Here is a 25494-nt window from a genome sequence, read left to right on the forward strand (position 1 = left end):
ATGGAATCTGTCGAACAGTACGGCGAGCGGGCCAGGGCCTGGCTGGCCGAGCACGCTCCGACCACGAACATCCGTGACGACATCCCCGCCAGCCGGGCCTTCCAAGCGGCGGTCTACGACGCGGGTTTCGCGGGCATCACCTGGCCCTCGAAGTGGGGCGGCCAGGGATTGACCGTCGAGCACCAGCGCGCCTACAACGCCGAGGCCAGCGCCTACCAACTGCCCGACGAACCGTTCGGCATCGGCTGGGGCATGGCGGGACCGGTCCTGATGGAACTGGGCACCGAGGAGCAGTGCCGGCAGTACATCCGGCCGCTGCTCCGTGGTGAGGAGATCTGGTGCCAGCTGTACTCCGAGCCGGAAGCCGGGTCGGACGTCGCCAGCCTGCAGAGCCGGGCCGTCCGGGAGGGTGACGGCTGGGTCGTGAACGGTCAGAAGGTGTGGACCTCCCGGGCCCACTTCGCCGACCGCGGCATCCTCGTGGCTCGCACCGACGCCGACCTGCCCAAGCACCGCGGCCTCACGATGTTCGTGGTGGACATGCACGCTCCCGGTGTCGAGGTCCGGCCGCTGCGCGACATGACCGGTGCCTCCCACTTCAACGAGGTGTACGTCACCGACGTCCGGCTGCCCGCGGACGCGGTGGTGGGCACGGTCAACGACGGCTGGTCGTCCGCCATCAACATGCTCAAGCACGAGCGGGTTTCGATCGGCACGCGACCCCGCCCCCGGGTGAACCCGCTGTCGGCCAAGAGCGTCGCGGAACTCGCCGCACGTTCCGGCCGTTCCCAGGACCCGGTGGTGCGCGGCGAGCTCGCCCGGCTCTACGTCGCCGAGCGTGCCTTCGAGACGTTGCAGGCCAGGCTGGGTGAAGAGGGCGCACGCGGCAAGGACGTGGGCGCACGCGGATCCGTGGCCAAGCTGGCGGGGACCCTGCTCAGCCGATCCGCCGCCGACCTCGCCTCCCGTCTCGCCGTCGGGACCGCTGTCGGCTGGGATCCGGCCGACGAGCAGGCGCAGAGCCTCTCGGCGGCGCTGAACACGGTCCCTTCGGCCGGAATCGCCGGCGGCACCAACGAGATCCAGCGCAACATCATCAGCGAACGAGTCCTCGGACTGCCCAAGGAACCGCGTGCGGACACGAACGTGCCGTTCCGCGAGCTGAAGACCGGCACCTCACGCGCCTGACCACTCGCACCATCCGAGGAGAATGACATGGGGCTGACCCTGACCGATGAGCAGTCGGATCTGCGGGCGTCCATCAGGAAGCTGCTGGTCGACTATTCCCCGGCCGAGCGTGTCCGGGCCTTCGTCGACGGCACCAGCGACGTCGGTGGCCGGGACGAGCTGTGGGCCTGGCTGTCCAAGCGCGTCGATCTGACGGGTATCGGACTGCCCGAGAAGTACGGCGGCACCGGCTCCGGACTTACCGAACTCGCGGTCGTGCTCATGGAGATGGGGCGTGCCCTCGCTCCCTCCCCGTATCTGGCCTCGACGGCTCTGGCCGGCGGCGCGCTGGTCGTCATCGATGACGGGACCGCCTGTGCCGAGCTGCTGCCGGGCATCGCGTCGGGTGAGATTCTCGCCGCGTTCGCTCCGGCGGGCACGGGCTCGGCGGCTCCGGTCGCCGGGGCCGCCGGTATCTCCGGTACCGCACCCCTCGTCATCGACGGTGTGCTCGCCGACCACATCGTCGTCGAGGCGGTCGGAGCCGACGGCCGGCCCGAATACCACGTCGTCGACGGGACCGCGCCCGGACTCGTACGTACCGAGTTGACCAGCGCGGATCCGACTCGCGCCGTCGCCCGGCTGGTGTTCACGGAGGTGCCGTCCCGTCGACTGGTCGCGAGTGATCCGTCGACAGTGCACAGCCGGGTCGGCGACCATGCCGCCTTCGTCCTGGCTGCGGAGGAACTCGGCGGGTTGCTGCGGTGCATCGAGATGACGATCGAGTACGCAAAGCTGCGCGTGCAGTTCGGTCGCCAGATCGGTTCCTTCCAGGCCATCAAGCACCAGCTCGCCGACCTGTACGTGACCGGTGAACTGGCGACCTCGCTGGTTCTGGACGCGTGCCGGGCCGCCGACTCCGAACCGGACGCGTTCCCGGTCGCCGCCCGCGCGGCACTCGCCTATTGCGGCAGTGCCTACGTACAAGTGGCGCGGGACACGATCCAGTTGCACGGCGGCATCGGTTACACGTGGGAACACGACGCGCACCTGTACTTCAAGCGCGCGCACGCCTCCCGCGTCCTGCTCGGCGACCCCGAGCACCACGAGGCCGTCCTGGCGGACCTGCTGGGCATCTGAGCCCGGATGCGATCGCACGGCGCGGGCCGACCGGACCGGTGTTCGGCCCCCGCGTGCCGTGCGTCTCCGCTGCCCGCCACGTTCACCGGCGGGCCGGCCCGGCCGAGCGACCCGGCCACCAGAATCGTTCGATGACGCAGCTGAGCGGTGAAAGAGAGAGCAGCCATGAACCTTGGAGTCGGTCTCAGCATCGCGTCGAACGCCACGAGTTGCATCGACGAGGTCGTCGCCTACGAGGCTGCCGGGGCCGACACGGTGTGGGTCGGTGAGGGCTACGGCTTCGACGCCGTCTCGACCATGGGAGCCCTGGCCCACGCCACGGAACGGGTACACATCGGGTCGGGCATTCTCGGCCTGTACAACCGCACCCCGACCACGACCGCGATGTCGATGGCAGGTGTGGACGCGCTGTCCGGTGGACGTGCCATCCTCGGTCTCGGAGCCTCAGGTCCCCAGGTCGTCGAGGGATGGCACGGGGTGCCCTACACGGCGCCCATCGCCCGCACCCGGGAAGTCGTCGACATCTGCCGGGCCGTCTGGCGCCGCGAGCGCGTCGAGTACGCGGGGCGCCACTATCAGCTTCCGCTGCCCGCCGAGCGGGGAACGGGGCTGGGGAAAGCGCTGAAGCTGATCCACCCGCCGGTGCGTGACCGGATTCCGGTCTTCCTCGCCGCGCTCGGCGAGAAGAACGTCGCCCTGACAGCCGAGATCGCCGAGGGCTGGCTGCCGATCTTCTACTGGCCGGAACGAGCCACCGACGTGTTCGGGGCCGCGCTGGCCCGGGGCCTGGAGCGCCGCGATCCCGCGCTCGGCCCCCTGCGGACGGTAGCCACCGGGCCTCTGGCCATCGGAGAGGGCACGGAGGAAGCGCTCGACCGGCAACGCCACAACGCCGCACGCTATTTCGGCGGTATGGGCGCGCGCGGTCACAACTACTACAACAACTTGTTGCGCGCCTATGGGTACCCGGACGAAGCTGCTCTCATCCAGGACTTCTATCTCGACGGCCGTCGCCAGGAGGCGGCCGAGGCGGTGCCGGATGAACTGCTGCGCGGCTCTTCCCTGATCGGGACCAGCGAACAGATACTGGCGCGGCTTGCCGCCTACCGGGCGGCCGGGGTCACCCACCTGACGGTCATTCCGCAGGGTGCCACCGCAGAAGCGAGGGTTGATCACATCGCCCGGCTTCGTGAACTGATCGATCAGCCGGCTCCTGAAGCCCGGCCCCTTCACGGCACGACGGGATCGGTTCGGTAAACGCGGCTGCTTCACCGGCGCACCCCGCTCGCTCGACCAGTAACCCACGACTTCCGTCCGGAGGACGCATGCCCAGCCAAGAGAGCTCCCCGACCCGACCGAGCGTCGACAAGGAGGCCCTGCGCCAGAAGTACGCGGAGGAACGCGCCAAGCGTCTGCGTTCCGACGGGACCGACCAGTACGTGCGCCTCGCGGATGACGTGGACCACGACCCGTGGGTGGAGATGACGCCGCGGGAGCCGGTCCACGACCACGTGACCTACACCTTCATCGGTGGCGGATGGGCCGGCGTGCTGGCGGGTGCGCGGCTCAAGGAACAGGGTGTCGATGATGTGCGCATCGTCGACCACGCCGGTGACTTCGGAGGCGTCTGGCATTGGAACCGGTACCCGGGTGTGATGTGTGACAGCCTCTCCCTGGTCTACTTGCCGTTGCTGGAGGAGACCGGTCACATGCCGTCGGAGCGGTACGTGCACGGACCGGAGATCCGTGAGCACTTCCAGCGGATCGGCCGCCACTACAGCCTCTACGACAACGCCCTCTTCCACACGAAGGTGAGCGAGGTCGCCTGGCAGGAGGAGAACTCCTGCTGGCTGGTGAGCACCAACCGCGGTGACCAATTCACCACGACGTTCCTCGGATTCGGAGCGGGCACCTTCAGCGTGCCGAAGCTGCCCGGCATCCCGGGCGTCGAGTCGTTCGCGGGCCGCTCGTTCCACACCAGCCGCTGGGACTACGGCTACACCGGCGGTTCCCCCGAGGGCGCGCCGATGGACAAGCTCAAGGACAAGCGGGTCGCGGTCATCGGTACCGGTGCCACCGGTATCCAGTGCGTGCCGGAACTGGGCCGTGACGCCGGAGAGCTGTTCGTGATCCAGCGCACCCCGACGTCGGTCGACCAGCGCAACAACGGCCCGATCGATCCGGAGTGGTTCGCGTCGATCTCGAACACTCCGAACTGGCAGCAGCGCTATCACGACAGCTTCCTCGCCAAGATGGACTCTCTGCAGGGCAGGCCGAGCGACGCCGAGGTCGAGGACCTGCTGAACGACGGCTTCATCCAGATCGCCGACCGCACCGCTGCGGTGATCAAGTCGGCGGTGGCCGAGGGAGGCGCCGCCGACCGTGTCCGCGCCGCTCTCGAAGAGAGCGACTTCGCGAAGATGGACGACATCCGGGCACGCGTCGACGCCGTGGTCGAGGACAGGGAGACCGCCGACAAGCTCAAGGCGTGGTACCGGCAGATGTGCAAGCGGCCCAGCTGGCACGACGAGTACCTGCCGACGTACAACCGGCCCAACGTGCACCTGGTCGACACCGACGGCAAGGGCGTCGAGCGGATCACCGAGCGGGGCGTGGTGGTGGGCGGCACCGAGTACGAGGTGGACTGCATCGTCTATGCCTCCGGCTTCGACTACTCCCTCGATCCCATGGACCTCCTGGACTTCGAGGTGACAGGCAGGGGCGGTCTGACGCTGATGAAGACGTGGGAGGAGGGCATGCGCACGATGCACGGCATACATGTGCACGGCTTTCCGAACATGTTCATCGTGCAGCTCGCCCAGGGCGGACGCTTCGGTCTCAACGTCCCCACCGGGTGGCTGGAGGCCGCACAGACGATCGCTTCCGTGGTCGGTCACGCGGTGGCCCAGGGACACCACGCTGTCGAGGTGACCGAGGAAGCCCAGGCCGCCTGGGTGGACATCTTCCTGGAGGCGGCTGCCCGGATCGACACGAGCGCGCGGCTGGAGTGCACGCCCGGCTACTACAACAACGAGGGTCAACGCCCCTCGCCGAAGGACCTGATGATGGAGGGGTACCCGGCGGGACCGCGGACCTACTTCGAGCTCCTCAGGGAATGGCGTACGACCGGCCGGTTCGAGGGCCTCTCTTTCTCCTGACCGGAGGGGCCGGCACGGCCCCGGGTGAAACACCGCGGGCAACGTCTCCTCGTCGAAGGTGCTGCTCAATCAGTGACAAGAAGGAAGTGGATCATGCCTCAGTCCGATGGCAGCGCCGTAGCCGCCGCTCGGCGGATGTCGTTCGGGTCGCAACTTGCCCGAAGCGCCCGTAAGTACCCCGAGCGGGTCGCCTACCAGCACGGTCCTCACAAAGTGACCTTCCAGGATCTGGACCGCCGCGTCTCGCGGTTGGCCAACGCCCTGGCGGCGCGCGGGGTGGGGCATGGCGACCGGGTCGCGATGCTGATGCACAACAAGATCGAGGTCGCCGAGAGCTACCTCGCCGTGGCGCGGCTCGGAGCTGTCGCCGTTCCGATCAACTTCCGGCTGGTGGCGGGCGAGGTCGCCTACATCCTCGCCGACAGTGGGGCCGGTGTGCTGATCGTCGACGCTGCTCTGGCCGGCACCGCCGCGGAGGCCGTCCGGGAGCTCGACGGTGTGCGCTGTGTGCTCGTCGCCGGAGACGGAGCGGCCACTGCGATGTCGAACGCGGAACCGTACGAGGAGACGGTGACAGCGGCCTCGCCGGAGGATCCTGGGATCGACGTGTCCGAGCACGACGCGGCGTTCCTCATGTACACCTCCGGCACCACCGGCCGGCCGAAGGGCGTCATCCTCACCCATTTCAGCCTGATGATGAACGCCTTCCTCCTGTTCGTTTCGCTCGGCGGACTCACGGAAGAGGCGGACGTCCAGCTGCTCGGGGGACCGATGTTCCACATCGCCGGGCTCGGGGCGACGCTGCGGGCGCTGGCCGACGGCGGGCGGGTCGTGATCGACGACTCCAAGAGCTTCGACCCGGTGGCGATCCTCGACCTGCTGGAGCGGGAGCGGATCACCACCTGTCATCTGGTGCCCAGCCAGTGGCAGCAAGTCTGCGCCGTACCGGACGTCAAGGAGCGCAAGCTCTCGCTGAAGCGGCTCGCCTGGGGTGCTTCCCCGGCAACGCCGTCGTTGCTGAACGCGCTGCTGGAGACGTTCCCGGACACGCCCGCGTTCACCGCCTTCGGGCAGACCGAGATGTGCGCGACCACCACTCTCCTGCACGGCAAGGACGCCGTACGGAAGCTCGGTTCCGTCGGCAGGCCGCTCCCTGGCATCGAGGTACGGATCGTCGACGACGAGATGCGCGACGTGCCGGTGGGTGAGGTCGGCGAGATCGTCTACCGCGGACCCACGACGATGCTGGGTTACTGGAACAAGCCGGCCGAGACCGAGGACGCCTTCTTTGGCGGTTGGTTCCACTCCGGGGATCTGTGCCGGATGGACGATGAGGGCTTCATCTATGTCGTCGACCGTAAGAAGGACATGATCGTCTCGGGCGGGGAGAACATCTACTGCGCCGAGGTCGAGGCCGCGATCGACGCGCACCCGGGCGTGGCCGTGGTCGCGGTGATCGGTGTCGATCACCCGAAGTGGGTGCAGACACCGCGCGCGGTGATCGTCCCGGCCGACCCGGCGAGCCCGCCGAGCGAGCAGGAGATCGTGGACTACTGCCGGGACCGGATCGCGTCCTACAAGAAGCCGACCTCGGTCGTCTTCACGGAGGCGATGCCGCGTAACGCGAGCGGCAAGATCCAGAAGTTCCGGCTGCGTGAGATGTACGGCGAGACGGACCTTCCGGAGGCGGCGGGCGCGCAGGACTGAGTCCCGAGCACCGGCCGGCGGCTTGCCGGATCACCGCCGGTTCGGCTTTTCCGGATACGTACCGTCGGCACACATGTAGTGGCACTTCGGCATGCTGGTGTCTGGCGTGACACCAGTTCTGACTATGAATTGGGGACCCGTTCCATGCCCAAGACTCTCGCTCTCATCGGCAGCGGCAGGATCGGCGGCACACTTGCCCGCCTGGCCCTCGATGCCGGTCTTGAGGTCGTACTGAGTAACTCCCGCGGTCCTGAGACCCTTTCCGAACTGGTTGCCGAGCTGGGGGCGGGAGCGCGTGCCGCCACACCGGAAGCGGCGGCACGCGAGGGTGACGTGGTGGCGGTGAGTATCCCGTTGAAGGGTTACGAGCAACTGTCGGCAGCCGCCCTGGCGGGCAAGACCGTGGTGGACGCGATGAACTACGTCCCCGACAGGGACGGCCGGATCGACGCTCTGGAACGGGGCGAGATCACCTCCTCGGAACTGCTGCAGCGTCATCTGGCCGACTCACACGTGGTGAAGGCCGTCAACAACATCGACTACCTCCGTCTTCGCAGCAGTGCGCGTCCCTCCGGCGCGCCCGACCGCAGCGCACTTCCCATCGCCGGCGATGACACGTCGGCCAAGCAGGAAGTGGCTCAGCTGCTGGATCTTCTCGGCTTCGACACCATGGACTTCGGCTCTCTCGCCGAGAGTTGGCGCAGCCATCCGGGCACGCCGGTCTGGGTCTATCCGTACGCGCAGCCGCAGCCCGAGGGGCTGAGTCCGCAGGAGTCCCGCCGCCGATTCCTGGAGGCCCCGGGGAACCCGGTCTCCGTCGACCGCCTCAAGGAATTGCTCGCCGCGGCCGTGCGGTAGCCGGCGCGTCGGTAACGGCCGACCAGTAGTTCACGCGGGCACGGACTCATCCGACCTGCGGACGAGCTTGCGATCGCGGTCCGGGTTCGCGAAGACCAGGACCAGGACCGCGGAGATCGCCGCGAGGATCCCGATGCACTGGAATGCCAGGGTGTATCCGCTGGCAGCGGTCTCGGCGTTGTCGACGAGGACACCCGTCACGTACGGCGCTGCCAGGCTGCCGATCCCCGCGATGGCTATGAAGACTCCCATCGTGCCGGCGGTCTGCTGCGGCGGGCACAGCTCGGAGATGGACGCGTTCACCAGCGGAATGGCCAGGGTGCCGCATCCGTAGGCGAGCGAGAGCGCGGTAACGGCAAGAACTGGCGTCTCGATCAGCGGAAGCACCGCCAGCAACACGGCGCAGATCATGACACCGACGCAGGGGACCACATTGCGGACCAGACGGGAACTGGAACCCCGTTGGAGCATCCGGTCGGTGACCGTGCCGCTGATGATGAACACGACCAGGGCCGAGATGGCGGGCGCCACGAGCAGGGATCCGGCTTCGAGCCTGCTGTAGCCCAGGCCCTGCTCGAAGTAGGACGGCAGCCAGGTCAGCACGACGGTGGTCAGCGCGCTGAGGACCGCGACCAGGATCGCACTGGTGACGTACGTGCGAGAACACAGAATGCGACTCCACGGAACATCCGGTTCCGTGCGCATGTCGTCCGTCGCCGTCCCCGCGGAGTCGTTCTTCACCGCCACAGCGGTGAAAGGCCCTTCCTGCCACGCCAGTAGCCAGCACAGCACCCAGACCATTCCCAGCGCGAACAAGGCGATGAACGCCGAGCGCCAGTCGTATTCGATGGCCAGGAACGTGAGAACCGGTGCGAGGGCGATCTTTGCGATGGACGCGGAGCCGATGAGGAGCGCACTGGGCAGACCCCGCTTGGCGGGTGGATGCCAGGAGAACGTGGCGGTGTACATGAGCGCCATCGCGGGGCCCTCGGCCAGGCCGAGCAGCATGCGGCCGACCAAGAGCGCCACGAAGCCGGCAGTGATGACGAACGGCAGCATCACCGCCGACCAGGCGAGGGAGAGCACGACCAGCGCCCAGCGGAGCGTCATGTACTTGGCGAGGGGGCCGGCGAGGAATCCGCCTACCGTGAAGGTGGCGTAGAACACGGAGCCGACGAGCCCGATCTGCGTGTGATCGAGTCCGAGGTCTTCCGAGAGCGGTTGGGCGATGATGCCCAGGAGCGCCTTGTCCGCGTAGTTGATGACATAGAGGAACAGGACCAGAGCGGTCATTCCCCAGGCACGTGTGCTGGTTACTCGTGGAGTGCGCGAAATGGAGACGTCTGTCTGGGTACCTGAGATTCTTGCCGTGGGCACGGTGTTCCTCCTCGTTGAGGATGGCTGGTACTTGGACGTGCCAATGCGGGGCCAAGTGCGGGCTGTTGCGCCTGGCCCCGTCCGTGCGAGTACGTCAGACGCGCTCGATGATCGTCGCGTTGGCCTGACCGCCGCCCTCGCACATCGTCTGGAGGCCGTAGCGGCCCCCGGTGCGGTGCAGTTCGTGGATGAGCTTCATCGCGAGGATCGCGCCGGTCGCACCGAGTGGGTGACCGTGCGCGATCGCACCGCCGTTCACGTTGGTCCTGTCCAGAGAAGCGCCCGACTCCTTGGCCCAGGCCAGAACGACCGAGGCGAAGGCCTCGTTGACCTCGAAGGTGTCGATGTCGCTGATGGACAGCCCGCTGCGCTTGAGGACCGCCTGCGTCGCGGGGATCGGGCCGGTCAGCATGTAGACCGGGTCGTCGCCCACGACGGCCATGGTGTGCACGCGGGCCAGGGGAGTGAGTCCGTGCGTGCGCACCGCCTGCTCGGACGCCACCAGGAGCGCCGCCGCACCGACCGAGATCTGGCTGGAGACCGCGGCGGTGATGTCCCAGCCCTCCCGCACCGGCTTGAGGGCGGCCATGGACTCCATGGTGCTGTCGCGCCTGACGCCCTCGTCGTGCTCGACGCCGGCGAGCGGAGCGATCTGCTCCGTGAAGTAGCCACTGGTGATCGCATGGGCCGCGCGGCGGTGGCTCTCGAGGGAGTACCTCTCCAGATCGGGTCGGCTCAGGCCCCACTTCTCGGCGATCAGTTGCGCGCCACGGAGCTGCGAGATCTCGTGCTCACCGTAGCGTTCGTCCCAGCCGGCTCCGTGGCGGCCGTGGCCGAGGTCTTCGAGGACCTTCGCATTGGCGCTCATGGGCACCATCGCCATGTTCTCCACACCGGCGGCCACCACGAGGTCCTGGGTCCCCGACATGACGGCCTGCGCCGCGAAGTGCAGCGACTGCTGGGAGGATCCGCACTGGCGGTCGATCGTCACGGCCGGGACACTCTCGGGGAGTCCGGCCGACAGCCATCCGCTGCGGCCTATATTTCCGGACTGCCCGCCGAGCTGGTCCACGCAGCCCATGATCACATCGTCGACGGCGGCCGGGTCCACACCGACCCTGTCGATCAGATGGCCGAGAACGTGGGCGGCGAGGTCGGAAGGATGAACAGCCGCAAGTCCTCCTTTCCGCGTTCCCACCGGCGTGCGGGCTGTTCCCACGATGTATGCGTCTGCCATGAGCGTTTCCCCTCGAGCTGATTCTGAGATGAGTGGTGATGTCGGCGCTCTGCACGGGAGGTGTCGAGGCGCTTGTGGAGGTTGCGGCGATCCGCAAAATTCGACACAGGCATCGAAATATTCGCGCTTGAGGGTAGCGCTCGACCGAACCCCTCGCAAGGAAAAGGAAGAGAGGGGGGGGTGGCATGTGGGAGATTGGCGTTCCGGGGGATCTCGGTCGCCTGGAGGAAACGTCGCACGAGCGACCCCGGGCGCCCTATATTCGATGTGAGTATCGAATCATTAAGCTCAGTCGGCCGCAAGAGTGTGGTGTGACCGGCTCGGACGCTGCCGACCCGATGGGGGAGTGCCGTGCCCGGCATGTTTCGGAATGAGGGCCGAGGTGGTGTGGGGCCGCGCGGGGGGCGTCAGGGTCGGGCGACGGCACCTGTTCCACGCGACGAGGTGCCGCACCCGAGATGCGTGAGAACTCGGGTGGGCAGCTGAATCGGGTGCCCCGGAACGCCGGCCGGTCCGGACGCCGGGAATCGATGGCCCGTGGCTGCCGGTTGAGACTGTCGGTTTCGCACCCGGGACGGGTGGCGCCGGAGCGATCGAGACCTCGCGGGGTCGCATCGGAGGGAAGCTCCCCAAGGAAACGGGATCGTCTTGATGGGGGTTTCTGATGAGTGCTGCAGCCACCCCTTGACCCTGGACCGGGCGGCAGTTAAGTTCGCCACAGTTTCGATACGGACATCGAAGGCTGGATCAGAGCATGACAGGCCTCGGGTCGGTCGAGCCGCACGCTACTTTCTGGATCGGGACACCAGCGGAGGCGGATATGGCTAGCGATGCTGTACTCAGAGCCCGGGCGTTCTGGGCATCTGTTCCTGACATCACGGATGTCGACACTGTGGCGAGCTAGCAGCCCAAGTGCCTGCGAGCGTCTGATGTGTTCGTCGAATTGTCGTGTACGAACCGGCGGTTACGAGGTGGCGGTCGGTGGTCGCAGTAGCCCCGTATCGGGGGCGGCGTCTGGGCTCGGGACCGATGCGAACGTCCTGGAGGCCCTGGCCTGCGACTGCCGGCTCGCGACCTCCCCAGGCCTCTCGTGACGTCGTTCCGGTACGAGGGGACTGCCGCCTCTCCCCCTGTGCCGGATGGTGATCGAGCGTGTGGGTGTGCCCTCACATGCCATCCGTCGACCCGAGTCGTTTCACGGACGCGCCGTTCAGGCGCGCTGTGTGCCAAGGACGGGCTTCGGATCAGAGCGGGACGGTTGGACGAATGTTTGCAATTCCCACCTAGAAAGGCAGGTTCGAGCAGATGTCAAGGCTTTCCGGGAAGGTTGCCGTCATCACGGGCGGAGCGAGTGGAATCGGAGCGGCCTGTGCTCGGCGGTTCGTGGCCGAAGACGCTCGTGTGATCATTACCGATATCCGTGGTGAGGCGGGGGAGAAGTACGCCGCCGAGCTGGGCGACGCGGCGCTGTTCGTCCAGCAGGACGTGACGAAGGCTGATAGTTGGGATGCTGTCATCGCACGGGCCGAGGAAGCCTTCGGCCCGATCTCGGTGCTCGTCAACAATGCGGGGATCGCTCCGTCCCGCTTGCTCGACGACACGACCGAGGACGATTTCCGAAAGGTCATCGAGATCAACCTCATCGGCAACTTCCTGGGCATCAAGGCGGTTCTCCCGTCGATGCGCAGTGCCGGCGGCGGGTCCATCGTGAACATCTCGTCCTCGGCGGGCCTTGTCGGCGGCCCGAACTCGGTCGCGTACACCTCTTCCAAGTTCGGAAACCGCGGGCTCTCGAAGGCGGCCGCGCTGTCCCTGGCCGGTGAGGGCATCCGGGTCAACTCCGTCCATCCCGGACCGACGAACACTCCGCTGATCAACGTCACCGAGCAGAGCGCCGCGGCGATACAGAAGCATGTGAAGGACCTCCCTCTCGGGCGGCTCGCAGAGGCGTCCGAGATCGCCAACATGGTGCTCTACCTGGCTTCGGACGAGTCCAGCTACTCGACGGGCTCGGAGTTCGTGGTCGACGCCGGCTTCACCGCGAGGTAGCCACTTGACGTCCGCCCCTGGACGGAGTCCCTTGCACGATAGGAATGAAATGTCTGAGTACGAGAATATTCGATACGAGGTCGACGAAGGTATCGCGACGGTCGTGTTGAACCGGCCGGACCGGCTCAACGCGTTCACGCGGGCGATGGGGCGCGAGATCAACGCGGCCTTCGACCGCGCGGATGCCGATGACGACGTGCGGGTCGTGATCCTGACGGGGGCCGGACGGGGCTTCTGCGCCGGCGCGGATCTCGGCAGCGCCGACACCTTCTCGGAGCAGAACGCCGAGCTGACCCGTCAGCACGACTTGGGGACGATCGACGGTACGCCTCGGGACAGTGGCGGGTACACCTCACTGAGGATCGCCGCGTCGCTCAAGCCGGTGATCGCCGCGATCAACGGGCCGGCGGTGGGCATCGGGGTCACGATGACGCTGCCGGCCGACATCAGGCTGGCCGCGGAGTCGGCGAAGTTCGGGTTCGTGTTCGCGCGCCGCGGTCTTGTGCCCGAGGCCGCGGCGAGCTGGTTCCTGCCCCGTCTCGTCGGTATGTCCCAGGCGATGGAGTGGGTCGCCACGGGGCGGGTGTTCAAGGCGGACGAGGCGCTGGCCGGGAGGCTCGTCTCCCGCGTGGTGCCGGATGCCGACCTGCTGTCGACGGCACGCGAGATCGCGAGGGAGATCGCGGACAACACCTCCGGTGCGTCCGTCGCCATCGCGAGGCACATGATGTGGTCGATGCTGGGCGCGTCGACACCCTACGAGGCTCACCGGGCCGACTCCAAGGCGATCTTCCGGCTGCGGCAGGGACCGGACGCCGCCGAGGGTGTGTCGGCGTTCCTGGAGAAGAGGCCGCCGAAGTTCGCGGCCCGCATCAGGGACTACGACGACGTGATGCCTCAGTGGCCGGCACCGACGGACGATCTGTCGTGACACCTGCTGCGGCCGGCACCGACAGCGGCGAGTGACTCCATCTGGTCACCGGTTCCTCGAGCCGTGCGCCTTCTCGTCGACTCCCTTGTCCGCAACCGCAGTTCGGCTGTGCCTTGAAGTTCTCCGTATCCACATTATCCGGACGTCAACACCCCTTGTATGTCCGACGATGCGGTCCTCTCGACCCGATGCTCACGCCGGCCCCGCTGTGCGAGGCCGGCGCCTCCCACGTCCGGCCAGCGGTTCTGACCGCGCCGAGACCGGACCGACCGACCTGCTGAACTACTGACGATGGGGGCATGACCATGACGGAAGCGACCAAGGCGTCGACCGATGAGACGGCGCCGTTCCGGATCGACAGTGCGCTGGGATTCTGGGAGATCGCCTCGGTCCGGCCGGACCGGGTCGCCGTGGTGGATCCGGAAGGCCGCGAGACGACGTTCGGCGAGCTGCGCAGATGGAGCGATGCGCTCTCCCACGGCCTGCGGTCGCTCGGCCTCACGACGGGAGACACGGTCGCCCTGGTGATGGGCAACGCCTCGGCGTTCCTCGCCGTCCAGCTCGCCACCAGCCAGTTGGGGCTCTACATCACTCCGATCAACCGGCACCTCACCGGTCCCGAGATCGGTTACATCCTCGGCGACAGTGATGCCAAGGTGCTGATCGCGGGTGCCGAGTTCGCGGAGGTCGCCGGCCGGGCGGCCGACATCGCCGGGTTGCCGGTCGACCAGCGTTTCACGGATGACGCCGTGTCCGGGTTCCGAAACCTGACCGAGCTGTCCGAAGTCGCGGCCGGTGCCTCCGTCGCGGCTCCCGCGCACCGCCGGTTCGGGGGACGCATGCTCTACACCTCGGGTACCACCGGGCGGCCCAAAGGGGTCCGCAAACCGCTTCCGGACGCCATCCCCGAAAGGGTGCTGGCCCATCAGCTCCCGACTGTGACCCGGCAGAACGGCTGGCCGCCCGGGGACGGCGCCCACCTCGTCGTCGCCCCCCTCTACCATGCCGCACCCAACAGCCATGCGATGCACGCGCTGCACATCGGAAACACCGTCGTGCTGATGGAGAAGTGGCTGCCCGAGCTGATGCTCCAACTGATCCCGCGGTATCGCATCACCTCCACCCACATGGTGCCTACCATGTTCCACCGGCTGCTCGCGCTGACCGAGGACGTCCGTGCGGCCTACGACCTGTCTTCGCTGAACTACGTGGTGCACGGTGCCGCACCGTGCCCCGTCCACGAGAAGCACGCCATGCTGCGCTGGTGGGGGCCGATCATCTGGGAGTACTACGCCTCGACCGAGGGCGGCGGCACATCGGTCTCGCCAACCGAGTGGCTGGAGCACCCTGGAACCGTCGGACGCGCTTGGGAGGGCGCGGCGGTGAAGGTCCTGGACGATTCCGGGAACGAGGCGCAGCCGGGGGTCGTCGGGACGGTCTACCTGCTCGGTGGCGGTGGCTTCGAGTACTTCAAGGACCCGCAGAAGACCGAGGCCGCGCGCAGGGGCGACTTCTTCACACCCGGTGACATGGGCCATCTCGACCAGGACGGCTGGTTGTACCTCGCTGATCGGCGTTCCGATCTCATCATCTCCGGTGGTGTGAACATCTACCCCGCGGAGATCGAGGCCGCGCTGCTGGCCCATTCCGCCGTCGCCGACGTGGGAGTGGTCGGCCTGCCGGACGACGACTTCGGGAGCCGGGTCCACGCTGTGGTGCAACTGGCCGACGGAGCAATCGCCTCGGATGCTCTGGTACAGACGTTGATGGAGTTCAGCGAGGACCGGCTGGCCAAATTCAAGCGGCCCCGATCCCTGGAGTTCCGCGCCCTTCCTCGCACCCCGACGGGCAAGCTCAGCCGGATCGCCCTGCGCCAGGAACTCCTCGGGAGGGAGGACCGCGGCAACTGACATGGCTCTCATCCGGCAACGCGTCGGGCACTGCTTCGTGTGGAGGAACCATGCTCATGTGTGAGAAAGCCACCCTCCGGCCGCTCGCCGACGAGGTGTGTCAGAAACCGATGGATCCGCGAAGTCCGTTCCATGACCGTCGATTTGGAGTCGCGGCCGCACCACGCGCGGCGGATGGGGGTCTGATGACGCGCCGGTGCGCTGCCCGCGTCGGCGGAGACACCATATGTGCCGCAAGGCCGGCCGGCGGTCAGCGGGAGCCGGTCGTCGGCACACGGCCAAGGGTGATCGGCACATGTCTGAAGGAGGCTTCCTGATGGCCGGGCCGCTCACGGGCATCCGTGTCGTCGAGGTCGGCGGTATCGGCCCCGGCCCCTTCGCGGGGATGCTCCTCGCCGACCTGGGCGCCGAGGTCGTTCGCGTCGATCGGCCCACGATGGGCAAGGACCTCGGATCGCACCAGATTCTCCTTCGCGGCCGTCGATCGATCACCCTCGACCTCAAACAGGAGCGCGGGCGTGGCCTCTTGGCCGATCTGCTCTCGACCTCCGACGCCCTGATCGAAGGCTTCCGGCCGGGAGTCATGGAACGCCTCGGCCTGGGGCCCGATGTCCTGCTCGCCCGCAATCCGCGACTCGTCTACGGGCGGATGACCGGCTGGGGACAGGACGGACCGCTCGCCATGACGGCCGGCCACGACATCAACTACATCGCTGTCGCCGGGGCACTTGAGCCGCTCGCCGGCCCCGACCTCGCGCCCAAACCGCCCCTCAACATGCTCGGCGACTTCGGCGGGGGCGGGATGCTGCTCGCCTGCGGTGTGCTCGCCGCGCTGCTGCACGCCCGCGAGACAGGTGCCGGACAGGTAGTGGATGCCGCGGTCATCGACGGCACTGCGCTGCTGACCTCCATGCTGCACTCGATGCGAGCGGGAGGTGACTGGCAGGCGCCCCGAGGAGAGAACCGGCTCGACGGAGGCGCGCCGTACTACGGCGTCTATCGCACCGCCGACGGCGGCTGGCTCGCCGTCGGCGCGATCGAGCCTCAGTTCTATGCCCAACTCCTCGACGGTCTTGGCCTCACCGGTGAGTTGCGGGAGGTTGCCCAGAACGACCACTCCGCCTGGCCTCGCGTCCGGGCCAGGTTCGCCGAGCGCATCGCTGAGCGGACCCGCGACGAATGGGCGGGTGTCTTCGCCGGCACGGATGCCTGTGTGAGTCCTGCGGTCGCTCCGGATGAGGTGAAGGACCACGCGCACATCGATGCCAGAGGCACCTTCATCGACGACGGCGGGATGCTGCAGCCGGCGCCCGCGCCCCGCTTCGGAGGAACCCCGCTGACAGTTCCCGGACCGGCACCTGTCCCCGGGGCTGACACCCGTTGCTTGCTCCGTGAGCTCGGCCTGACCGACGGTGTCATCGATGAGCTGGTCGCCGCGAGGACGGCGGGCCCTCCTGGGACGGCGACGAGGAAGGAATAGGCGTCGCCGCAGGTGCGCGCGGAGCGGGGAACCGTGCTTTGAGGCGGCTGGGGAGGGTTGGACGGCAGCGGGCAGGCAGTGCTGCAGAAGCGATAGGCACGCTCTCAGCGGAACGTGGCGCTGCTTCCTTTGTAAGCCCCTTCAGAAGCAGATGACACCGCGGGTGACCTTGCCCGCATGCATGTCGGCGTATCCGCGATTGATCTCGTCCAGGGAGTAGCGCCTGGTGATGAGTTCATCGAGTTTCAGTCGACCCTGGCGGTACATGCCAAGCATGCGGGGAATATCCACGGTGGGGTTCATGGACCCGAAGAGTGAGCCCTTGATCGTCTTCTCTGTCATCGTCAGGTTCCCGAACGGGATCGCGAGGCCGACGTCCTGGGTGCTGCCCGCACCGCTGAGCACGAGTGTGCCCTGCTTGCGCACCGTGGCGTACGCCTGCTGAATGTGCTCGGACTTGACCACACCGATCGTCACGATCGTGACATCGGCGCCTTGGCCATCGGTGAGACTCTTGGCCAGCCGGCGCGCCTGCTTCAGGTCCTCGACCGCATGAGTCGCACCGAACAACATGGCGGTATCCCTCTTGAGCTCGACCGGGTCGACCGCGATTACATTGACTGCTCCGGCATGTGCGGCGCCTTGGAGCGCGTTCGCTCCGACGCCTCCCACACCCGCGACGACGACGGTGTCTCCCGGGCGCACCCCGCCGGTGTAGACCGCCGCACCCCATCCCGTGCCGACGCAGCAGGCGAGCAGAGACGCCTGCTCCAGTGGTGTGTCATCCGGAACCTTGACGGCCGAATACATCGAGATGGTCGTGTACTCGCAGAACGACGACACGCCGCACATCTGTCCTACAGGTCTGCCGTCCTCCGTATGGATGCGGAAGCTGGTCGGATCAGTAGGACGTGCGCCGTTTCCGATCGTGTTACTGAGGTCGCACAGATTCTGATGGCCGGTGGCGCACCACCGACAGCGACCGCAGACGGGCACGAAAGAGAACACGACCTTGTCGCCGACGGCGAAGCCGGGGGTTCCGGGGCCGATGGCGTCCACGATCCCCGCACCTTCGTGGCCACCCGCAACCGGGTAAGTCCCCATCGGTAGGTCGCCCGTGGCGACGTGGTCGTCAGAATGACACATGCCGGATGCGACCATTCGCACCCGTAGTTCTCCCTCACGTGGGTCGTCGATGTAGAGATCAGTGATTTCGTACGTGCCAGGCGCCTGACGGATGACAGCACCACGAGTCTTCATTGATTTCCCTCCGAAAAGTCCACGCCGAGGATGCAAAGGCCGGCGGCCCCGCGACAGCGCGGGTGCGGTTCTGCTCAGGTGTTCGACCTCGGGTGTGAGCGGGGCCCGTTCTCTGTGCGATACGCAGGTGCCGAATGGCGTGGTTCTCGCCGCAGCCAGAACCGCGGCCGCTACGAGGCCCCGTCCGTTGCGGTGTCGGACGCCTGTCGTTCCTTGAGTTCCGTCAGTACCTCGGTCGTGTCCTGTCCCGGCAGCGGCGCCGGACGCCTGACGTTCGCGTCGGCACCAGCGAAGCGCGCCATGGAGGGCAGCATGTGATAGTCGCCCGCCACGGGATGGTGATCCAACGGCAGGGCTTCGACCATGTCCTCGATCTTGGCCACGCGCGTCGCGGGGATGCCTGTGCGCTGGCAGTAAGAGAGCCACTCCTCGGTGGTGCGGGTCATGGCGATCCGACGCACGTCTCGGTAGAGGGAGTCGGAGTTGGCCAGCGTGGCTCGCGCGTCCGCGTACCTCGGGTCGTCGGCGGCGCCCTCGATGCCTGCCTCCGTGAAGAGCGCTGCGTAGTGCTTGGGCGAGTACGGCAGCATGTGGACGAGGCCGTCACTGGTGGGGTGGGGTTTGCGGTCCGGCGAAAGGATGCGGGGATATCCGGACGCGGGCTTGCCCGGCGCGTGGACGTGAGGCTCGCTGATGGCGCCGGCTCCGTGCTCGGTCAGCATGAAGGCCGTCATCGTCTGAGCCATGGGAACCTCGATGTGCTGTCCTCGTCCGGTGCGCTCACGGGCGAACAAGGCTGCCGCGATGGCCTGCGCCATCACAAGTCCGCAGACCTTGTCGGCAAGGATCGTCGGCATCAAGGTCGCTTCACCGTAGACACGCTCCATGAGGTCGGCGACTCCGGTCGCCGCCTGGATGATGTCGTCGTAGGCGGGTTCGTTCTCCTGCTCCGAGCCGAGCGGAAAGCCCTGGGCCTGGCAGTAGACGAGGTCCGGCCGGATCTCTCGTAGCGTCTCGTAGTCCAGGCCCAGGCGGGCCAGGACATGGGGGCGCATCGTGGAGACCGCCACATCGCACGTGCGCACCAGCTGCCGGATGGTTTCTCGACCCTCCTCGGACTTGAGGTCGACGTCGATCGAGCGCTTGTTGCGCAGCAGGTTGAGAGCGATGCCCGAAAGGTCGTCGTGCGGGCCGGGGCCCATGACCCGGTTCGTGTCACCACCGGCCGCTTCGACGAGGATCACGTCCGCGCCCTGGTCGGCCAACACCTGTGTGGCGAGGGGTCCCATGATGACGCGAGTGAGGTCGAGGATACGGACGCCCTCGAGTGGTCCATGACTGCCTGACTCTTGGACGTTCACTTCTTCCTCCATTGGCTGGTCGTCGAAGCCTAAGGAAGGAGACGCATGATGTCTATGGTCTGTCCTTTTTGGAAGTGGAACCTTTACGTAGATCCAACTCGGGCCGATGACGGAAACGACTTGATGCCTCGATGTGACTGGTGGCCGTCTTCTTCCGTGGCTGGATCAGTCGATCCGCGGCGGCGTGGTGCGGCTCCCGGCCGTCGGGGGTGTCGCGGCGGCACGACGCCTCGGCGCATCACCGCAGCCGTCATTGCGATTCGACGTAGGTGTCGAATCTGATACGATGGCGGTTTTATGGGTGAATAAGAGGAGGCAGGACACGATGGCTGCTCGGAGCTCGCAGGATCCCTCCCACAAGGATGGCACCGGAGCCAAGCGGCGGGCGCAGTACGGCTCAGGAGCATCGGAGAAGGGCAAGCGTACCCGAGCCCTACTGCTGGCCGCGTCCCGTTCGGTCTTCGAGCGGGACGGCTTTGTCGACGCCCGTGTAGCTGACATCGTCTCTGCGGCCGGTGTCTCGCATGGCACCTTCTACACTTATTTCGAGTCGAAGCTGGCCATCTTCAGGGCGTTGATCGCCGAGGTCAACGCCGAGCTGATGGAGGTCATCGCGGCACCCGCTGTCGGTGAGGACGGTGTTCACCACGACATCGCGGACCGCCTCCGCGCCAGCAACGGGGCATATCTCGACGTTTATCGCAAGAACGCGGCTCTCATGATGCTGAACGAACAGCAGGCCAGCATCGACCCCGAGGTACGAAAACACCGGATCGAGGCACGCCGCGTACAGGTGAACCGCGTCACCGAGAGTCTGCGCAAAATGCAGCGGATGGGCGTTGCCCGACGAGACCTTGATTGCCGAACTGCGGCTGCGGCCCTCGTGGGTATGGTGGGAAACTTCGCCTACTACTGGTATGCCCTCGGTGAGCCGTTTGATGAGGAACTTGCGCGGACCACGCTCACGGACTTGTGGTTGGGGGCAATCGGGTACCCCCAGGCCAGTGCCTGAGGGATGATCCGTCGCTACGTCATCTGGCGAAGCCGTCATGCCGACGAACGGCGCCTACGCGTCGCCGTCGACAGGCGCGCGGTCGGCGACCAGTGGGCGCAGAGCGCGTAGTGCGCGCATGTTGTTGACGCCGATGGCGGCGCACACCTGTCCGTCGCGGTGGTAGAGGGCGGTGAAGCGGCGTTCGGCCGTGTTGCCTTCGACCATTTTGAGTGCGTCCGCGCCTGCGGGGCGGCCGTGGATCTGGATCTTCATGTCGTACTGGTCGGACCAGACGTAGGGCACGGTGGTGAACGGCTTGGCCTCGTCCGGTCCCGCCAGGATGTTGCGGGCGACGGCGAGGCCCTGCTCGCCCGCGTTGGTGCGGTGTTCGATGCGGATCCGCTGTCCGGTCGCCTGGTCGGGCCAGGAGGCGACGTCGCCGGCGGCCCAGATACGGTCACCCGCGCGAAGGGTCGCGTCGCACTCCACACCGTTGCCCGTTCGTACCGGACTGTCCTGCAGCCACTCGGTGTTGGGGATGGCGCCGATGCCGACGAGGACGACGTCGGCTTCCAGGGTGCGGCCGTCGGCGAGGCGCACGCCCGTGGCGCGGCCCTTCTCCGTCAGGACCTCGGCGACCAGGGCGCCGGTCTCCAGTCGGACCCCGGCCGCCGTGTGGGCATCGGCGAGCATCGTGCCGACCTCGGGCCCCAGCGCGTCTCCCATGGGGACGGCGGTGTCCGTGACCAGGGTGACGTCGCAGCCCATCTCCCGTGCGACGGCGGCGGCTTCGGCGCCGATGAAGCCGCCGCCCACGATGAGCAGACGGGGCTGCGCGAGGAGTTCCTCGCGCAGCCGGAGTGCGTCACTCATCGTGCGCAGCGTGTAGATGCCGTCGACGTTCTCGGTGCCGGGGAAGGTGCGGGCACGGGCGCCGGTCGCCACCACCAGGTGGTCGTATCCGACCCGGTCGCCTCCGGCCAGGACAACCTCTCGCCGGTCCGTGTCCAGCCCGGTGGCCCGTTGCCCCAGGCGGAGTTCGAGATCCAGAGCGGCCAGCGCCTCGGAGGTCCGAAGGGTTGCCCGCCCGGCTTCCCAGGCGCCCGACAGCACCTGCTTGGACAGTGGTGGGCGGTCGTAGGGCTGGTCGGTCTCTTCGCCGATGAGTGTGAGACGGCCGTCGAAGCCGATTCGGCGCAGGCCCTCCGTGGCGGCGAGTCCGGCCGCTGACGCTCCGACCACGACGATTCGGGTGGGGGGACTCGTCATGTTGATACCTCGGTAATCGTGTTCGGTGGAAGTCGGTTGGTGGCGGTCAGCGCACGAGGCGGAAGAATCCGCGGATCTGCTCGACCAGCGATGCGGGCTGCTCCATGGCGGCGAAGTGGCCGCCGTGGGGCATCTCCTCGTACCAGCGCAGGTCGGTGAAGCGCAGTTCGGCCTCGCGCCGGGACGGGGAGATGATCTCGGCGGGGTACACGGAGATGCCCGACGGCACGGTGACCTGGTCCATGAAGCGGGTTTCCCAGTACAGGCGTGCCGAGGACGTGGCGGAGGCGGTGAACCAGTACGCCGAGACGGCGTCGAGGATCTGCTGGCGTGACACCGCGTCCTCGGGGTGGCCGTTGTTGTCGGTCCAGGCCCAGAACTTCTCGGCGATCCAGGCGGCCTGTCCTGCGGGGGAGTCGGTGAGGCCGTAGCCGAGGGTCTGGGGCCGGGTGGACTGCTGGCCCGCGTAGCCGCGGCCGGTCCGCAGGAACTCCTGGTGTGCGGCGAGGGCGTTCTGTTCGCGGGGTGTCGGGTCGTCGAACGTGCCCAGCGGAGCTGTCGCCAGGTTCACGTGCACGCCCGCGACGCGTTCCGGTGCCACCGAGCCCAGCGCGGGGCTCACCACGGCGCCCCAGTCGCCGCCTTGCGCGCCGTAGCGCTGGTAGCCGAGCGAGTCCATCAGTTGGTCCCAGGCGCGGGCGACGCGCTCGATGCCCCAGCCGGCGGCCGACGGCTTGTCGCTCCACCCGTATCCGGGCAGCGAGGGGGCCACGACGTGGAACGCGTCGGCCGGGTCCCCGCCGTGGGCCCGTGGATCGGTCAACGGGCCCAGGATGTCGAGGAATTCGAGCACCGAGCCCGGCCACCCGTGCGTGATCACCAACGGGAACGCGTCCGGTTCCGGCGAGCGGGCGTGCAGGAAGTGGATCCCGAGCCCGTCGACCGTGTCGCGGTACTGAGGGAACGCGTTCAGCCGCTTCGCGAACCCGAAGTCGTACTCCTGCGCCCAGCTGCGGCACAGCTCCTGCACGTAGTCCAGCGGAATCCCCTGCGACCAGTCCGGGACGGTCTCCGCCTCCGGCCACCGCGTACGCCGCAGCCGCTCCCGCAGATCCGCGATGTCGGCCTCGGGGACAGTGACCTCGAACGGCTCGGCTGCCACGGCTTTCTCCTTCTCGTCGACGTGGTCGACATCAGTTGCGTCACCCCGCCTGCGGCCGGACAGCAAGCGGAGGGCGTCGCGGGACCGGTGCGCGGGGTGTAGGGGGTGCCGGATTACGGCCTTCCAGGGGCCGGGCGGCCGATGTGCGGTGCGCTCGGCCCCTGGAGTGCGGTTTCCTACCAGGCGACGGGGAGTTCGTGGACTCCGTAGACGGCCATGCCGGCACGGAAGGGGACCTCGTCCAGAGCGCAGTCGAGGCGGAGGGTGGGGAAGCGCCGAAGCAGCGCCGGGTAGGCGAGCTGGAGTTCGACACGGGCGAGGTTCTGGCCGAGACACTGGTGCGGCCCGGAGCCGAAGGCCAGATGGCGGCGGGCCTGGCGGTCGACCCGCAGGCTGAAGGGGTCCTCGAAGACCTCGGGGTCCCGGTTGGCGAGGTCGGTGGGGCAGATCACTGCGTCACCGGCCTTGATCATCTGTCCGCCGATCTCGATGTCGGCGAGGGCGACGCGGCGGCGTCCCATGTGGACGATGGTCAGGTAGCGCAGCAGTTCCTCGACCGCCCCCGCCACCTGTTGCGGGGTCCCGTCCCGCACGACGGCGAGCTGCTCGGGGTTCTGGAGCAGGGCGCAGGTGCCCAGCGCGATCATGTTGGCGGTCGTCTCATGACCGGCCACCAGCAGCAGCAGCGCCTCGTTGGCGCACTCCTGCTTTGTGCTCTCGCCGGTGGCCAGGAAGCCGGTCGCCAGGCGGCTGAGCAGGTCGTCGCCCGGGTTCGACAGCTTGGACTCGACGAGGTCACCGAGGTACGCCGTCAGTTCCTTGGAGGCGGCCAGTGCCTGCTCCGGGGTGCTGCGGGTGTCGACGATGAACGCGCTGGCCCGCTGGAAGAAGTCGTGGTCCTCGTAGGGGACGCCGAGCAGTTCGCAGATCACCAGGGAGGGTATGGGCAGGGCGAACGAGGTGACCAGGTCGGCAGGCGGCCCCGCCTTCTCCATCCTGTCCAGCAGGTCGCCGATGATCTCCTCGATGCGAGGGCTCAGCGACCGCGTGCGCTTGACGGTGAAGTCACTGGTGAACCGGCGGCGATGCTCGTTGTGTTCGGGCTCGTCCATGAAGATGAACGCCCGGTTGTGCTCGCGGGTGGCTTCTGACGCCGCGGTGGGGCTGGGGTACGTCGGCAGGGTGTTGTCCGCGCTGACGCGTTCGTCCTGAAGGAACGCGACCTGGTCGGCGTGCCGGGTGAGCAGCCAGGCGGTCTTGCCGTTCCACAGGGTCACGCGCGAGATCGGTTCCTTCTCGATCAGCTCGGACATGGCGGGCGGGGGGTCGAAGGGACAGGCGGACGCGCGTTGCATGGTCCAGGCAGGGGGCGCGACGGGGGACTGGGTCATGTTCGTCCTTCCAGCGGTGCGAGTGGTGGGGACTCGGGAATGGCCAAAGAACGCAGGTCAGGACAGTGTGATGGCTGCCGCCGGGCACACCAGTACCGCTTCTTCGACGCTCGCGTGGAGCTCGGCGGGCGGCTGCGCGTTCAGCACGATCACCACCCCGTCCTCGTCCCGCTGGTCGAACACCTCCGGTGCGACCAGTACGCACTGACCGGCCCCACAGCACTTGTCCATTTCGACGGAAACCTGCATTTTCACTACCTCCGGATCGGACTCTCAGAAGCTTACTTAACAAAAGCAAGCCACGCTCCGGAACCTAACACTCCAATCCCTGGGTTCTGAAGAACGCCCCCTGTACGGGCACCTTTTGGTCACATCTCGCCGCCGTGGGGCGGCCACCCCGCGGGGGCGCGGCGTCGGCGGAACCCGCCGATCACGACTGCCGGACGACAGTCGCGTGCGACATCATCAAGGGGTGACCCACTCTCCGTCCGGCCCCGTCGCCCCGCCCGAGCTGTACAGATCGCTGTCCGACCTCGCGAACGTTCTCAGCAGCGCCCGTACCCACGCACGGTTGCGCGCCCAATCCGGGGTGCCCATCGACCGTGCATCGCTCACGATCCTGCGGGCCCTGGCCGCGGCGCCCTCCCCGATGCGCATGATGGACCTCGCCGACGCCCTGATGGTGCGGGCGTCCCACGTCACGCGCCAGATGCGCAGCCTGGAGGAGGAGGGGCTCGTCGCCACGGTCAGGGAACCCGGCGACGATCACCGCGTACGCAGGATCAGCATCACCAAAGATGGCCGAGATCTTGTCTCCCGCATGGAGGCGACCGGTCAGCGCTGGCTCACCGACGCCCTGGCCGACTTCACACCCGACGAACTGCACGTGACCGCTGCGGTGATCAAGCGCATCACCGACGTCTACCGCAGCGAATGACACATGGGTCCGCGCCGTGAGAGGCCTGGGAGACGGGAGGATGCCGGACCGGGGCCGGTGACTCGCCCTATGTGTGCCTGAGGCCCCAACTGCCGGACTTGCGGGT

Annotated in this window: 20 protein-coding genes; 12 read left to right on the forward strand and 8 right to left on the reverse strand. The window is 67.5% G+C overall.

The window, feature by feature from the left end; translation table 11 throughout:
- The 6 genes from ACIRHA_RS03965 to ACIRHA_RS03990 all read left to right on the forward strand — a co-directional run bounded on the left by ACIRHA_RS03965 (position 1) and on the right by ACIRHA_RS03990 (position 8030).
- Positions 1 to 1188, forward strand: coding sequence for an acyl-CoA dehydrogenase family protein (locus ACIRHA_RS03965; protein WP_403839535.1), 1188 nt, complete (start codon positions 1 to 3; stop codon positions 1186 to 1188).
- 27 nt (positions 1189 to 1215) lie between these two features.
- Positions 1216 to 2307: an acyl-CoA dehydrogenase family protein gene (locus ACIRHA_RS03970; protein WP_403839537.1), complete on the forward strand. Its 1092-nt coding sequence runs from the start codon at positions 1216 to 1218 to the stop codon at positions 2305 to 2307.
- A 165-nt stretch (positions 2308 to 2472) separates the two neighbouring features.
- Positions 2473 to 3564 carry an LLM class F420-dependent oxidoreductase gene (locus tag ACIRHA_RS03975; protein WP_403839539.1) on the forward strand — a complete coding sequence of 364 codons (1092 nt, stop codon included), beginning with the start codon at positions 2473 to 2475 and terminating at the stop codon, positions 3562 to 3564.
- 68 nt (positions 3565 to 3632) lie between these two features.
- The gene (locus tag ACIRHA_RS03980; RefSeq protein ID WP_403839541.1) at positions 3633 to 5465 is read left to right on the forward strand and encodes a flavin-containing monooxygenase; all 1833 of its coding nucleotides are present in this window, start codon (positions 3633 to 3635) and stop codon (positions 5463 to 5465) included.
- 93 nt (positions 5466 to 5558) lie between these two features.
- On the forward strand, positions 5559 to 7172 hold the full coding sequence (locus ACIRHA_RS03985; RefSeq protein WP_403839543.1) for a long-chain-fatty-acid--CoA ligase: 1614 nt from the start codon (positions 5559 to 5561) through the stop codon (positions 7170 to 7172).
- A gap of 78 nt (positions 7173 to 7250) precedes the next feature.
- Positions 7251 to 8030: an NADPH-dependent F420 reductase gene (locus ACIRHA_RS03990; protein WP_403839545.1), complete on the forward strand. Its 780-nt coding sequence runs from the start codon at positions 7251 to 7253 to the stop codon at positions 8028 to 8030.
- 30 nt (positions 8031 to 8060) lie between these two features.
- On the opposite strand, the gene ACIRHA_RS03995 is transcribed toward ACIRHA_RS03990, so the two are convergent.
- Positions 8061 to 9323: an MFS transporter gene (locus tag ACIRHA_RS03995; RefSeq protein ID WP_403839547.1), complete on the reverse strand. Its 1263-nt coding sequence runs from the start codon at positions 9321 to 9323 to the stop codon at positions 8061 to 8063.
- 178 nt (positions 9324 to 9501) lie between these two features.
- Positions 9502 to 10644: an acetyl-CoA C-acetyltransferase gene (locus ACIRHA_RS04000; protein ID WP_403839549.1), complete on the reverse strand. Its 1143-nt coding sequence runs from the start codon at positions 10642 to 10644 to the stop codon at positions 9502 to 9504.
- A 1305-nt stretch (positions 10645 to 11949) separates the two neighbouring features.
- Here ACIRHA_RS04000 and ACIRHA_RS04005 point away from each other — a divergent pair.
- From ACIRHA_RS04005 to ACIRHA_RS04020, 4 genes are all read left to right on the forward strand, one after another.
- Positions 11950 to 12693, forward strand: a complete 744-nt coding sequence (locus ACIRHA_RS04005; protein ID WP_403839551.1) for an SDR family NAD(P)-dependent oxidoreductase — start codon at positions 11950 to 11952, stop codon at positions 12691 to 12693.
- A gap of 49 nt (positions 12694 to 12742) precedes the next feature.
- Positions 12743 to 13624, forward strand: a complete 882-nt coding sequence (locus tag ACIRHA_RS04010; protein ID WP_403839553.1) for an enoyl-CoA hydratase-related protein — start codon at positions 12743 to 12745, stop codon at positions 13622 to 13624.
- Positions 13625 to 13923: 299 nt separating this feature from the next.
- The gene (locus ACIRHA_RS04015) at positions 13924 to 15534 is read left to right on the forward strand and encodes an AMP-binding protein (protein ID WP_403839555.1); all 1611 of its coding nucleotides are present in this window, start codon (positions 13924 to 13926) and stop codon (positions 15532 to 15534) included.
- Between the two features lie 295 nt (positions 15535 to 15829).
- Positions 15830 to 17014 (forward strand): CaiB/BaiF CoA transferase family protein, encoded by a 1185-nt coding sequence (locus ACIRHA_RS04020; RefSeq protein ID WP_403839557.1) that lies wholly within the window; start codon positions 15830 to 15832, stop codon positions 17012 to 17014.
- Between the two features lie 141 nt (positions 17015 to 17155).
- Here ACIRHA_RS04020 and ACIRHA_RS04025 read toward each other — a convergent pair whose 3' ends face one another.
- Complete coding sequence (locus ACIRHA_RS04025) at positions 17156 to 18274, reverse strand: NDMA-dependent alcohol dehydrogenase (RefSeq protein WP_403839559.1); 1119 nt, start codon at positions 18272 to 18274, stop codon at positions 17156 to 17158.
- Between the two features lie 170 nt (positions 18275 to 18444).
- Complete coding sequence (locus tag ACIRHA_RS04030) at positions 18445 to 19635, reverse strand: CaiB/BaiF CoA transferase family protein (protein WP_403839561.1); 1191 nt, start codon at positions 19633 to 19635, stop codon at positions 18445 to 18447.
- A 325-nt stretch (positions 19636 to 19960) separates the two neighbouring features.
- Here ACIRHA_RS04030 and ACIRHA_RS04035 point away from each other — a divergent pair, with 325 nt between their 5' ends.
- The gene (locus ACIRHA_RS04035; protein WP_403839563.1) at positions 19961 to 20647 is read left to right on the forward strand and encodes a TetR/AcrR family transcriptional regulator; all 687 of its coding nucleotides are present in this window, start codon (positions 19961 to 19963) and stop codon (positions 20645 to 20647) included.
- Between the two features lie 54 nt (positions 20648 to 20701).
- On the opposite strand, the gene ACIRHA_RS04040 is transcribed toward ACIRHA_RS04035, so the two are convergent.
- The 4 genes from ACIRHA_RS04040 to ACIRHA_RS04055 form a co-directional block, all read right to left on the reverse strand.
- Positions 20702 to 21898 (reverse strand): NAD(P)/FAD-dependent oxidoreductase, encoded by a 1197-nt coding sequence (locus tag ACIRHA_RS04040; protein ID WP_403839565.1) that lies wholly within the window; start codon positions 21896 to 21898, stop codon positions 20702 to 20704.
- A gap of 46 nt (positions 21899 to 21944) precedes the next feature.
- Positions 21945 to 23060: an epoxide hydrolase family protein gene (locus ACIRHA_RS04045; protein ID WP_403839567.1), complete on the reverse strand. Its 1116-nt coding sequence runs from the start codon at positions 23058 to 23060 to the stop codon at positions 21945 to 21947.
- 176 nt (positions 23061 to 23236) lie between these two features.
- Complete coding sequence (locus ACIRHA_RS04050) at positions 23237 to 24451, reverse strand: cytochrome P450 (RefSeq protein WP_403839569.1); 1215 nt, start codon at positions 24449 to 24451, stop codon at positions 23237 to 23239.
- 57 nt (positions 24452 to 24508) lie between these two features.
- Positions 24509 to 24700, reverse strand: a complete 192-nt coding sequence (locus tag ACIRHA_RS04055) for a ferredoxin (protein ID WP_403839571.1) — start codon at positions 24698 to 24700, stop codon at positions 24509 to 24511.
- 223 nt (positions 24701 to 24923) lie between these two features.
- Here ACIRHA_RS04055 and ACIRHA_RS04060 point away from each other — a divergent pair, with 223 nt between their 5' ends.
- Positions 24924 to 25388, forward strand: a complete 465-nt coding sequence (locus ACIRHA_RS04060; protein WP_403839573.1) for a MarR family winged helix-turn-helix transcriptional regulator — start codon at positions 24924 to 24926, stop codon at positions 25386 to 25388.
- Positions 25389 to 25494 lie beyond the last annotated feature (106 nt).

It is taken from the genome of Streptomyces sp. NPDC102360, assembly GCF_044766085.1.
Taxonomy (GTDB): domain Bacteria; phylum Actinomycetota; class Actinomycetes; order Streptomycetales; family Streptomycetaceae; genus Streptomyces.